This is a genomic window from Monashia sp. HAY1-11D (genome assembly GCF_056868035.1).
In genome coordinates, this window is record NZ_CP200320.1 from 1,522,339 (window position 1) to 1,534,515 (window position 12,177).

At 73.4% G+C, this 12,177-nt stretch carries 11 protein-coding genes; 7 read left to right on the plus strand and 4 right to left on the minus strand.

Features of this window, described 5'->3' with window-relative positions; all coding sequences use genetic code 11:
* Positions 1-30: 30 nt before the first annotated feature.
* The 4 genes from AC1VM9_RS07020 (at position 31) to AC1VM9_RS07035 (ending at position 6,576) form a co-directional block, all read left to right on the plus strand.
* Positions 31-1,986: an APC family permease gene (locus AC1VM9_RS07020; RefSeq protein ID WP_481341766.1), complete on the plus strand. Its 1,956-nt coding sequence runs from the start codon at positions 31-33 to the stop codon at positions 1,984-1,986.
* 1,042 nt (positions 1,987-3,028) lie between these two features.
* Positions 3,029-4,681, plus strand: a complete 1,653-nt coding sequence (locus AC1VM9_RS07025; RefSeq protein ID WP_483121998.1) for a helix-turn-helix domain-containing protein — start codon at positions 3,029-3,031, stop codon at positions 4,679-4,681.
* 104 nt (positions 4,682-4,785) lie between these two features.
* Positions 4,786-5,280 carry a YciI family protein gene (locus AC1VM9_RS07030; protein WP_481346613.1) on the plus strand — a complete coding sequence of 165 codons (495 nt, stop codon included), beginning with the start codon at positions 4,786-4,788 and terminating at the stop codon, positions 5,278-5,280.
* Complete coding sequence (locus AC1VM9_RS07035; RefSeq protein ID WP_483122000.1) at positions 5,281-6,576, plus strand: DUF6596 domain-containing protein; 1,296 nt, start codon at positions 5,281-5,283, stop codon at positions 6,574-6,576.
* A 34-nt stretch (positions 6,577-6,610) separates the two neighbouring features.
* On the opposite strand, the gene AC1VM9_RS07040 is transcribed toward AC1VM9_RS07035, so the two are convergent.
* Positions 6,611-7,150 (minus strand): DinB family protein, encoded by a 540-nt coding sequence (locus tag AC1VM9_RS07040; RefSeq protein ID WP_481346615.1) that lies wholly within the window; start codon positions 7,148-7,150, stop codon positions 6,611-6,613.
* Positions 7,151-7,222: 72 nt separating this feature from the next.
* On the opposite strand from AC1VM9_RS07040, the gene AC1VM9_RS07045 reads away from it, so the two are divergent.
* The 3 genes from AC1VM9_RS07045 (at position 7,223) to AC1VM9_RS07055 (ending at position 10,726) form a co-directional block, all read left to right on the plus strand.
* Entirely contained in the window at positions 7,223-7,849 is a 627-nt protein-coding gene (locus tag AC1VM9_RS07045; protein ID WP_483122002.1) for a LysE family translocator, read from the plus strand.
* Between the two features lie 67 nt (positions 7,850-7,916).
* Positions 7,917-9,428 carry an FAD-binding oxidoreductase gene (locus tag AC1VM9_RS07050; RefSeq protein WP_483122004.1) on the plus strand — a complete coding sequence of 504 codons (1,512 nt, stop codon included), beginning with the start codon at positions 7,917-7,919 and terminating at the stop codon, positions 9,426-9,428.
* On the plus strand, positions 9,425-10,726 hold the full coding sequence (locus tag AC1VM9_RS07055) for a class I SAM-dependent methyltransferase (RefSeq protein WP_481343393.1): 1,302 nt from the start codon (positions 9,425-9,427) through the stop codon (positions 10,724-10,726). Before AC1VM9_RS07050 ends, AC1VM9_RS07055 begins: the two co-directional genes overlap by 4 nt.
* A gap of 69 nt (positions 10,727-10,795) precedes the next feature.
* Here AC1VM9_RS07055 and AC1VM9_RS07060 read toward each other — a convergent pair whose 3' ends face one another.
* The 3 genes from AC1VM9_RS07060 to AC1VM9_RS07070 form a co-directional block, all read right to left on the minus strand.
* A complete protein-coding gene (locus tag AC1VM9_RS07060) occupies positions 10,796-11,194 on the minus strand; it encodes a VOC family protein (protein WP_481343392.1) in 399 nt (132 codons plus the stop codon).
* Between the two features lie 53 nt (positions 11,195-11,247).
* A complete protein-coding gene (locus AC1VM9_RS07065) occupies positions 11,248-11,508 on the minus strand; it encodes a metal-sensitive transcriptional regulator (protein ID WP_481343391.1) in 261 nt (86 codons plus the stop codon).
* A 94-nt stretch (positions 11,509-11,602) separates the two neighbouring features.
* Positions 11,603-12,145: a hypothetical protein gene (locus AC1VM9_RS07070; RefSeq protein ID WP_483122007.1), complete on the minus strand. Its 543-nt coding sequence runs from the start codon at positions 12,143-12,145 to the stop codon at positions 11,603-11,605.
* Positions 12,146-12,177: the final 32 nt, after the last annotated feature.

Genomic DNA, 12,177 nt, shown 5'->3' on the forward strand with positions numbered 1-12,177 from the left:
TCTCGGGAACCGCCCCTAGACTCCTCCGCCGTGACGACGTCAGCACCGGAGCACACCCGCTTCCTCCGATGGTTCCTCGACGCCGAGGAGCAGCCCGACCCGGGCGGCTACTACGAGCGCGAGACCGAGGCCACGGCGCAGCAGCACGTGCAGCCGTGGTGGCGGGTCATGTGCCTCACCGGCGTGGACTACTTCTCGACGCTCGGCTACCAGCCGGGCATCGCGGCCCTCGCGGCCGGGGCGCTGTCACCGATCGCGACGCTCGTCCTCGTGCTCATCACGCTCTTCGGCGCGCTGCCGATGTACCGCCGGGTGGCCACCGAGAGCCCGCACGGCGACGGAAGCCTCTCGATGCTCGAGCGGCTCCTGTCCTACTGGCCGAGCAAGATCCTCGTCCTCGCCCTCATCGGATTCGTCGCCACCGGGTTCGTCATCACGATCACGCTCTCGGCCGCGGACGCGAGCGCCCACCTCATCGAGAACCCGTACCTGCGCTCGACGCTGAGCGGGCACCAGGTCGGCGTCACCCTGACGCTCCTGCTGCTGCTCGCCGCGATCTTCCTCAAGGGGTTCAAGGAGGCCATCGGCCTGGCCGTCGTCCTCGTCGCGGCCTACCTGGGCCTGAGCCTCGTCGTCGTGGTCCGCGGCTTCGTCGAGATCCGCAACCACCCGACCGCGTTCGGTGACTGGGTCGACGCGATGACGTCGGCCCACTCGGCGCCGTTCGGGATCATCGGCGCCGCCCTGCTCGTGTTCCCTGCGCTCGCCCTCGGCCTGTCCGGCTTCGAGACCGGAGTCGTCGTCATGCCGCTCGTCCAGGGCGACCCCGAGGACACCCCGGCGAACCCGGCCGGCCGGATCCGCAACGCCAAGAAGCTGCTGACGACCGCGGCCCTCGTCATGAGCGTCATGCTCATCGGGTCCTCGCTCGTGACGACGCTGCTCATCCCGCACGCCGCGTTCGAGCCAGGGGGCCCGGCCAACGGTCGCGCCCTCGCCTACCTGGCCCACGACCTGCTCGGCGAGGGGTTCGGCACGGTCTACGACGCGTCGACGATCGGCATCCTGTGGTTCGCCGGCGCGTCGGCGATGGCGGGACTGCTCAACATCGTGCCGCGCTACCTGCCGCGATACGGCATGGCGCCGGACTGGGCGCGCTCGACCCGTCCGCTCGTGCTCGTCCTGTCGTTCATCGCCGCCGTCGTGACCCTCGCGTTCCGGGCGAACGTCGACGAACAGGCCGGTGCCTACGCGACCGGCGTGCTCGCGCTCATGACCTCGGCTGCGGTCGCCGTGTTCCTCACCGAGCTGCGGCGCGGGCACCGGGGCACGGCGGTGTTCTTCGGCGTGGTCAGCGCGATCTTCCTCTACACGATCACCATCACCGTCGAGGAGCGGCCGGAGGGTCTGGTCATCGCGCTGCTGTTCATCGCGCTCATCGTCGTCATCAGCGTGTGGTCCCGGATCGCGCGCTCCACCGAGCTGCGGGTGCAGCGCGTCGTGTACGACGGGGGCGCGCGGGCCATCCTCGACGACGCGGCGCTCGGCCAGCAGCCGCTGCGGTTCATCGCGAACAAGATCGACGCCGGCGACCGGGAGGAGTACCGCGCCAAGTCGATGGAGGTGCGGATGCACAACCACCTCACGGCGCGGCAGGGAGCGATCTTCCTCGAGGTCGAGGTGACCGACGCGAGCGACTTCGCCACGACGGTGCAGGTGACCTCGGCCGTCGTCGGGGCGCACTACGTCCTGCGGGCCACGGGGCCCTCGGTGCCCAACGTCCTCGCTGCGGTGCTGCTCGACGTCCGCGAGCAGATGAGCAAGCCCCCGCACATCTACTTCGAGTGGAGCGAGAAGCCGCCGGGTCTGAATGTCCTGCGCTTCCTCCTCGCCGGCGAGGGTGACATCCCGCCCCTGACCCACGAGATCATCCGGCGCGCCGAGCCGGATGCCGCCCGCCGCCCGCAGGTGCACGTCGGCGGCTGACCAGCCCCGCGCGTGAAAGCGAGACGGCTGCAGAATCGGCCTGGCGGGGAGCGGCCCGGTGGGGAGCGGCCTGGTGGGGAGCGGCCCGGTGGGGAGCGGCCCGGTGGGGAGCGGGCCTCGTTCGGACGCCCGCCCTGCCTGCAGGCCGCTCGGCATTGCTCCGCCGCATGAGCCAACGTGCCAGCGTCGCGATGACACGCCGGAACACGGCCTCCCACGTACCCTCACATCTGCCCTCAGCATTGCTCCGCCACCTGAGCCAGCCACCCGGCAAGGTCCGGCCGCCGTGCCCCGCATCCGCGCGCTCCGCGGCCCCGTGCTCCACAGCCGCCCAGACCGTCTCCTTCGCCCATCCCCCTCCACTTCCACCCGGCCCCTCGGCATTGCTCCGCCACTTGAGCCAGCCACCGCGCGCAAGGTCCGGCCGCCGTGCCCCGCATCCGCGCGCTCCGCGGCCCCGTGCCACAGCGGCCCAGGCCGCCTCCTTCGCCCGTCACCCACTTCCACCCGGCCGCTCAGCATTGCTCCGCCACCTGAGCCAGCCACCGCGCAAGGTCCCGGCAGCCGCCGCGCGCCCTCCGCGACCGCCCAGCGTCGGCGATCCACCGCGCCCTGCCCTGCAACCCCTCCTCACCACCATGGCTCGGCACGCGGAGCAATGCTGAGCGCCCGGGTGGAAGTGGGGGAACTCCCCGAACCGCTCCGCTCGCCCTTCCCCCTGCCCTGCAACCCCCTCCACCACCATGGCTCGGCACGCGGAGCAATGCTGAGCGCCCGGGGGAACTCCCGGAACCGCTCCGCTCGCCCTTCCCCCTGCCCCTGCAACCCCCTCCACCACCATGGCTCGGCACGCGGAGCAATGCTGAGCGGCCGGAGGGTCACCTCCGACTCGCCGCGGGTGCGGTACACAGGCACGTGGCGAGGGTTCGGGTCGCTGCCAGCCGCCATGCCGTCGTCCACATCCTCCTTGGTCAGCTCATGGCGTCCACAGGCCGGGCCGAGCCCAAGGGTGGCCAGCTCAGGCCCGCGTCAGGGTACGGACATGAGCTCCAGCAGCCCGCGCCCCGCGAGCCCCGTCGGCAGTCCCCTCGACCTCGGTGCCGAGGCGTTCGGCGACGCCATGCGACACGTCCGTCGGGTGCACCGGCTCAGCCAGCGGCAGCTCGCGAGCTGGCTGCAGGTCCCCCGGTCGCGGGTGGGGCGCCTCGAGGCCGGCGACCTCGGGATCAGCCTGGGGGATGCCATCGGGCTCTTCCGGGTGCTCGGGTTCCGGATCGTGCCCTCGCACGACTTCCCGTGCCGGCCGCGACCGGACCAGTTGCCCGGCCGCGACGTCGACCGCAGCCCGAACCGGTGTGAGGAATGGTTCCTCGACGGCGCGATCGTGCACCGCGACGACGCGGGCCGCGCGTTCCCGGCCCATGGCGTGACCGACAGCGCGCTGGTCCCGGGCCACTGGGGTGCCCGTTACGGCTGGGGCCCGACCGACCGGGTGCCCTGGGTGCACGACCGTCGTGGCCCGCGCGCTCCGGGCGCTCCGGCAGGGCAGGATGGCGGCATGTCCCCGACGAACCCGAACCCGGGAGACGCCCCCGGCGCTGCCGACGCCACCGACGCCACCGACACGAACGCCGCGACCGCCGCGACCGCCGCGACCGCCCCGAGCGACGACACCGCTGCGGCCGCGGCGGTGGTGGCCGCCTCGTCGCCGCAGATCCGCGCCGCCGTCGAGGAGTACGCCGCGCGGCGGCCCGCGCTGGAGGTGGCCACGCACCGGTTCATCGAGCTCGTGCGCGACCTGCTCGACGACGCCGGCATCAACTACCTCAGCGTCACCGGGCGGACCAAGAGCGTCGAGTCCTTCGCCGCCAAGGCCGAGCGACGCCGCGACGGCCGCCTCGTCCACCCCGACCCGCTCGAGGACATCACCGACGGCGTCGGGGTCCGCGTCATCACCTACGTGCCCGACGACGTCACAGCCGTCGCCGAGCTGCTCGCGGAGGAGCTCGCCGTCCTCGACGACCGCGATCTCGGCAAGGAGACCGCCCGCTCGGGGCGGTTCGGGTACGCCAGCCGGCACCTGCTCGTCGGGATCGACGCGAGCCGCACGGTGCCCCGTGAGTACGAGTCGCTGGGCCGGCAGAACGCGTCGGTCCAGGTGCGGACCGTCCTGCAGCACGCCTGGGCCGAGTTCGAGCACGACATCCGCTACAAGGGCAGCGTCCCCGAGGAGCACGCGAGCGACCTCGACCGCCGCTTCACCCTCGCCGCCGGGCTCATCGAGCTCGCCGACCGGGAGTTCTCCGCCATCCGCGGGCGCCTGCAGAAGGTGCTGCCGACGCGTCCGGCCGACACCGGCGAGCGCCCGGCCCCCGGCATCGCGGCGCAGGACCTCGCCAAGTTCCTGGCCCACCGGTACACCGACGCCGGCTGGTCCCGCGCCGACCACTACACCTGGATCTCGGGGCTGCTGCTCGAGCTCGGTGTGACGTCCGTCGACCAGCTCAGGGAGGTGCTCGGACCCGACGACGGCGCCGACCTCACCGAGCGGATGGGCTACAAGTACCCGCCCGGCGCGGTCCGCCGCCTCGACGACGCCCTCCTGCAGCGCTTCGCCGAGCGCTACCTCGCCCTCGACGGCAACGCCCACCGGCGCGACTCCCTCGCCGCCCGCCTGCAGAAGCTGCGCGCCTGACCGGCCGGAAACTTCTCCACGGCTCGTGTCGATTCCGCCGAGTCGAGTTCGTCAGCATGATGTGACGAGGGTCGTCACGCATCCGCACCGACGAGGAGCCCACCATGACCGACACGTACGCCTACCTGATCCACGAGCCCGACTGGGACTCCGACGCCTTCCTCGCCGGGGCCCCGGACTCGAGCGCCCCGGCCGGCAAGGACCCGTCCGCCCCCTCCGGCACCACGAGCGGCACGGGCAGTATGAGCGGCGCCGCCGTCGCGACCGTCGAGGCCCCCGCGGAGGCCCCCGCCCAGGCCGAGGGGTCGTTCCCCGCGCACCGCGCCTTCCAGGAGGCCGTCGCCCGGATGGGCGCCCGCATCGTCGGCGGCGCGGCCCTGCAGAACTCGCGGTACGGGGGCACCGTGACCCCCGGCTCCGGCGACCGGAAGGCCGAGGACGCCGTCTACACCGACGGCCCGTTCACCGACACCGCCGAGGTCATCACCGGCTTCTACCTCGTCGAGACCGACGACGAGGACACCGCCCGCCGGATCGCGGCACTCGTGCCGTCGGAGGGGCACGTCGAGTGGCGCAAGGTCTTCCCGACGGGGATGTGAGTGCCGCTCGCGCCGGGTGAGTTCGAGGAGGCGTGGCCGCGCGTCGTGCGCGCCCTCGCCTCCTTCACCGGCAGCCTCGACGACGCGGAGGAGTACGCCGCCGAGGCGGTCGCCCGCGCGGCCGAGCACGAGGAGCGCACCGGCAGGTCCATCGACTCGTGGACGGCCTGGTGCACGACCGTGGCCAAGCGGGCCTGGCTCGACGACACGCGTCGACGCGCCGCGCTGGACCGCCTCACACCGCAGCTCGTCACGCCGCAGGAGCGTCCCGAGGCCGACCCGACCGCGCAGCACGCCGCCGCCGACCACACCGCCATGGACACCGACGACCTGGCCCGCGAGGGGCTCGACGACCGCCTCGCCCTGCTCTACGTCGCCTGCGACGAGGCGCTGTCGCCCGCCTCGCGCATGGTCCTCGCCCTTCGCGTCGTCTGCGGCCTCACCGTCTCCGAGATCGCCGGCCACCTCGGGGTCCAGGACACCGCGGCCGCGGCCCGGCTGACCCGCGCGAAGAAGGCCCTGACGGACGCGCGGGGAGCCTTCCACGTACCCGACGCCAGCGAGCGGGACCGCCGCCTGCCGGTGGTCCTCGCCTGCGTGTCCGGGATGTTCACCGTCGCGCACCGCACCGTCCTCGACCCCGCCGACGCCCTCGCGGACACCGGCCGCCAGGCCCTGTCCATCGCCGACGCGCTCGTCGCCGAGCACCCGGGCGACCCCGAGGTCCGGGGGCTGCGCGCCGTCATCCGGCTGGGCCTCGCGCGCCGGCCCGGTCGCCTCGACGCGGACGGCACCGGCCTGGCCCTCGACGAGGTGGACCGCCGTCGGTGGGACCGGGCCCTCGTCGCGGCCGGGCTCGACGACGCCACGGCCGCCACCCGCGGCGACGGACGCTTCGCGATCGAGGCCGCGATCGCCGGGCTGCACACGGCGGCACCGACGTTCGACGCGACGGACTGGCCCCGCATCGTCCAGCTCTACGGCGCGCTCGAGGAGCGCTGGCCCTCCCCCGCAGTCCGTGTCGCGCGCCTGGCCGCCACCGCGCACGCCCACCTCGCCGGACGCGCCGACGCCGTGGGTGACGCGCCGTCCCTGAGCGACGTCGAGCGCGAGCTGACCCTCCTCGCAGAGGCGGCACCCGCCTACGCGAGCCGCGACGCCGCCCTCGCCCTGGCCGACCTCGAGTGGCGCACCGGCCGGCGCGCCTCCGCGGCCACCCGCTACCGCGACCTCGCCGAGGTGCTGCCCACGGAGCCGCTCCGACGCTTCTGCCTCCGCCGCGCGGCGTCGGCTTGACGGGCGGCATCGGCCTGACGGGCGGCTCGCCGCCTCACTCCCCGGTGACGCCGTCGAGCGACTCGCGGATGAGGTCGGCGTGGCCGTTGTGCCGGGCGTACTCCTCGATCATGTGCAGGATGATCCAGCGCAGGCTGAACTGGCGGCCCTCCTTGTGCGACGACACGACCGACAGCCGGTCCAGGCCTCCCGTGGCGAGCGCCTCGTCGATGTGGCGTCGGGCCGTCCCGACGGCCTCGTCCATGAGCCGGTGCAGCTCCTCCGGGCTGTCGTCCGCGGCCGAGGTCAGCTCCCAGTCCGGGTCGGCGTCCCAGTCGGCGGAGTCCCACGGCTGGCCCATCGGCCGGCCGTGCAGCACCCGTCCGAACCAGCTGGCCTCGTTGAGCGCGACGTGCTTGAGCAGGCCGCCGAGCGTCAGCGTCGACGGCCGGTGCGGGGTCGCGAGCTGCTCGGCGGTGAGACCCGCCGTCTTCCAGCGCAGCGTGTCGCGATGGTAGTCGAGGAAGGCGAGGAGGGTGGTCCCCTCGTCGGCGGCGAGCGGCGGGTCGGTGCGGTCCGGCGCGGGTGCGGTCATGGCGCCCGACGCTAGTGTCCGCCCCGCGAAAAACGCATGTCGTTATCCGGGCCCCGGGCCCACACTGGGTCGGTGCCCAGCTCCAGCCAGTGGATCGCCTTCCTCGTCGCCTCGCTCCTGTTCATCCAGGTGCCGGGCCCGAGCCTGCTGTTCACCATCGGTCGAGCCCTGACCGTCGGCCGCCGCGAGGCGCTGCTGTCGGTCGTCGGCAACGCCCTCGGCGTCACGACGCAGGTGCTGCTCGTCGCGGTGGGCCTGGGGGCCATCGTCGCCGCGAGCACCACCGCCTACGGCGTCGTCAAGGTCGCCGGCGCGGCGTACGTCATCTGGCTCGGCATCCAGGCGATCCGCCACCGCGCCGAGGCGCGTGAGGCGCTCGAGGCCCAGGTCGCGGCCAAGCGCGGACACGCCCTGCGCGTCGGGTTCGTCGTCGGCGTCACCAACCCCAAGACCATCCTGTTCTTCGTCGCCTTCCTGCCGCAGTTCACCAACACCGCGGCGGGCCACGTCGGCCTGCAGATGGCGGTGCTCGGCGTCGTCTTCGGGGCGATGGCGGTGTGCTCGGACAGCGTCTGGGCGCTGGCCGCCTCGAAGGCCCGCGACTGGCTCGCGCGCAAGCCGACCCGCCTGGACCGGCTCGGTGCGGCGGGCGGCACGATGATGGTCGGCCTCGGCGTCACGCTCCTCGCCCGCGAGTGACGACCGAGGGACGACACGGGAACGCGCCTGACTGCCACGTGGCCCGCGAGCATGCTTGAGTAGGACCGTGGCAACCGGTCAGGTCACCGCCCCGGCACTGCGTCCCGCACCGAGCGAGCGGCGGCGCGACCACGAGCGTGCCGTCGAGGCCGCCCGGCGGTCGTACGCGGCCATCCCGCCGGGCGCACGGGTGCGCCTGGCCAAGCGCACGTCCAACCTCTTCCGACCCCGCACCCCGACCGGGGCGCCGGGTCTGGACCTGTCCGGCCTGACCGGTGTCGTCGAGGTCGACCCGGAGGCGCAGACGGCGCGGGTCGGGGGCCTCACGACCTACGAGCAGCTCGTCGACGAGCTGCTGCCGCACGGGTTCGTGCCGCTCGTCGTGCCGCAGCTGCGGACCATCACCATCGGCGGGGCCGTCACCGGGCTCGGCATCGAGGCGGCCTCGTTCCGCAACGGGCTCCCGCACGAGTCGGTCCGGGAGATGCGGGTCCTCACGGGGGCCGGCGAGGTAGTGACCGCCACCCCCGAGGGCGAGCACGCCGAGCTGTTCCGCACCTTCCCCAACTCCTACGGGTCCCTCGGCTACGTGCTCGACCTCGTCATCGAGCTCGAGCAGGCGCACCCCTGGGTCCTGCTGCGGCACGTGCGGTTCGACGGCGTCGAGGCGCTCGTCGACGCGGTCGGCACCGTCATGGCGGACGCTGTGTGGTCCGGCGAGCGGGTCGACTTCGTCGACGGCGTCGTGTTCGGCCCGCGCGAGGCGTACCTGACGTTCGGCCGGTGGTCCGACGACGTGCCGCACGGCGCGCGACCCAGCGACTACACCGGCGAGCAGGTCTACTACCGCTCGATCCAGCACCGGCGCACCGACGTGCTGTCGGCCCACGACTACCTCTGGCGCTGGGACACCGACTGGTTCTGGTGCAGCCGGGCCTTCGGGGCCCAGGTCCCGACCGTGCGCCGCCTCTGGCCCCGGCACCTGCTGCGCAGCGACGTGTACTGGAAGATCGTCGCCCTGGAGAACCGCTACCGCCCGATGGCCCGGCTCGACCGGCTCCGGGGGCTGCCCCCGCGCGAGCGCGTCGTGCAGGACGTCGAGATCCCCCTCGCGCGCACGGCCGAGTTCCTCGACTGGTTCCTGCGCGAGGTGCCGATCGAGCCGGTGTGGCTGTGCCCGATCCGCCTGCGCGACAGCGACGTCCAGGCGTCGGTGCGCGACGCCGACGGGGACGCGGACGCCGACGCGGACGCCGACGCGGACGCACCGGGCCGCTCCGCCGCCGAGCCGACGCCGTGGCCGCTCTACCCCATGCGTCGGGGTGAGCCCTACGTCAACGTCGGGTTCTGGTCGACGGTCCCGATCGAGCCCGGCGCGTCCGACGGCGACGTCAACCGCCGCATCGAGGACGAGGTGACGCGCCTCGGCGGCCACAAGTCCCTCTACTCGGACGCCTACTACGACGAGGCGACCTTCGCGCGCCTCTACGGCGGCCCGGCCTACACGGAGGCCAAGAACAGGTACGACCCCGCGGGTCGGCTCCCGACCCTCTACGAGAAGGCGGTGCGAGCAGGATGACGACGCTGACGGTGGGCGAGGCGTTCGACCGGATCTACGGTGCGGACGCGCCGGTTCGGGTCGTCGCGTGGGACGGGTCGAGCGGGGGCAGCCCCGACGGGCTCGTCGTCCGGCTGACCGGCCCGGAGGCCCTCAACCATCTCGTGACGGCCCCCGGGGACCTCGGTCTGGCCCGGGCCTACCTCCTCGGCGAGCTCGTCATCGACGGCATCGACGAGGGCGACCCCTACGAGGTGCTGCGCGTGCTCGGCGAGGGACTGCACCCCCGGCGGCCCGGCGCCCGCGACGCGCTCGAGCTGGTCAGGCTCATCGGCGCGAACCGCCCGCACGTGCCGCCGATCCCGCCCGAGGAGGCGCCGGGTCAGCTGCGCCGGCTGGCGCACGGGCTGCGCCACGGCCGGGCCCGCGACGCCGAGGCGATCCACCACCACTACGACGTCTCCAACGACTTCTACGAGCTCGTGCTCGGGCCTTCGATGACGTACACGTGCGCGTGCTACCCCTCCGAGACGGCCTCGCTCGAGGAGGCCCAGGCCTACAAGTACGACCTCGTCGCCCAGAAGCTCGGGCTGCGGCCCGGCATGCGGCTGCTCGACGTCGGCTGCGGCTGGGGCGGCATGGTGCGCCACGCGGTACGCCACTACGGCGTCACGGCGCTCGGCGTCACGCTCTCGCGCGAGCAGGCCTCGTGGGCGCAGCGGGCCATCGCGGCCGAGGGCCTGGCCGAGCGCGCCGAGGTGCGGCACTGCGACTACCGCGACGTCACCGAGCGCGGCTTCGACGCCATCAGCTCGATCGGGCTGACCGAGCACATCGGGGTGCGCAACTACCCGTCCTACTTCCGGTTCCTGCGCGAGCGGCTGCGCGACGAGGGCCGGCTGCTCAACCACTGCATCACCCGGCCGGACAACCGCCATGCAGGTCTTCCCGTCCGCGGCTTCATCAACAAGTACGTCTTCCCCGACGGCGAGCTGACCGGTTCGGGCGACATCGTGCGCGTCATGGAGGACGAGGGCTTCGAGGTCCGCCACCACGAGAACCTGCGCGAGCACTACGCCCGCACGACCGGAGCCTGGAACGCCAACCTCTCCAAGCACTGGGACCGGTGCGTCGAGCTCGCGGGTCTCGGCACGGCGCGCGTCTGGGGACTCTACCTGGCCGGGTCGCGACTCTCCTTCGAGCGCAACGAGATCCAGCTGCACCAGGTGCTCGCGTCCCGCACGAGCAGCGACGGCGTGTCCGGGTTCGCGTTGCGTCCGCGCTTCGAGCCGGCCGACCTCGAGCGGCCGTTGGGCTGACGCGTCGCCGACCGCTCGCGGTCAGAGGTCGCCGACCGCTCGCGGTCAGAGGTCACCGACCGCTCGCGGTCAGAGGTCGCCGGCGGCGCGCCGCTCGGCGTCGCTGCGCAGGATGCAGAACTCGTTGCCCTCCGGGTCGGCCATGACGACCCAGCCGCGGCCGTCCGGGGTGCGGCAGTCCTGGACGACGGTCGCACCGAGCCCCTCGACGCGGGCGACCTCGTCGTCGCGCGGGCGGTCGGTGGGGCGCAGGTCCAGGTGGACGCGGTTGCGCACCTGCTTGGCGTCCTCGACCTCGATGAACAGGAGCCGGTGCGACTCGTCCGGCGAGGAGATCATGCACTCCTCGTGGCCCGGCTCGTTCGGGTCGGCGGGGTCCTCGTGGTAACCGAGGAGGTCGGCCCACCAGACCGACTGGGCATGGGCGTCGAGGGCGTTGACGGTCGTGTGCGAGAGCTGCAGGGCCATGCCGGACATCCTGCTGGGGCCGGCCGCGCCCGGCCACCGGATATCGGCGGGTGTCAGGCCAGCGAGAGGAACAGCCGCTGCATCGTCTCGACGTCCATCTCGCCGTTGTCCGGGTCGGCGAGGCACTGGCGCAGGCCGAGCGCGATGACGGCGAACCCGGCGCGGTCCAGGGCCTTGGAGACGGCGGCGAGCTGCGTGACGATGTCCTGGCAGTCTCGGCCCTCCTCGATCATCCGCACGATGCCGCCGATCTGGCCCTGGGCACGGTTGAGCCGCTTGACGACGGCCTTCATCTCCTCGGCGTCGAGCTCCATGGGCGACCTCCTCGAGGACGGGAACGCCACGATGATACCCGGCGGCGTATCGGAACGGGCTTTCCCGCAGACTCTCCCAAGCAGGTAGGTCGCCTCAGTCGGAGCCGCCGAGGTCGACGTCGTAGGCCTCGTGGAGCAGGTCGTCGCCCTTGCTCCGGTGGCGCACGAGCCGCGCGACGAGATCGCCGACCTCCTCGCGGAAGACCGGCAGGTCGGCCATCGTCCCGCCGTGCTCGAGGACGGCGAGGTAGCCGTGGATGCAGTCGCGCAGCTCCGGGTGCTCCGCCCGCAGCCGGCCGGCGACGCCGGCCAGTCGGGGGGCGGCGTGCGCAGCACGGTCGTAGGCGCCGCCGCTGCTCTCGGTGAGCAGGACGTGGTCGTCGAAGTCGTGGGCCAGCTCGGCGAGGGCGGCCCGGACCCGCTCACGCCACATCCCGCCGCGGGCCAGGGGGGACTCGAGGGCCGCACCGACGGCGGTCACGGACTCACGCAGCTCGGCCCGGTGCGCCCGGACGCGCTCGAGGTGGGCGGCAAGACCGTCCGCGGGTGCGATGGCCGTCGACGGGCCGCCCGGCATCACGGCGTCGTCCGCGCGGCGGTCGGGCGCGACCTGCTCGGTCCCGGTCTGAACGTCCATGTCGACCCCCTCGATGCTCCTCCATGGTGCCC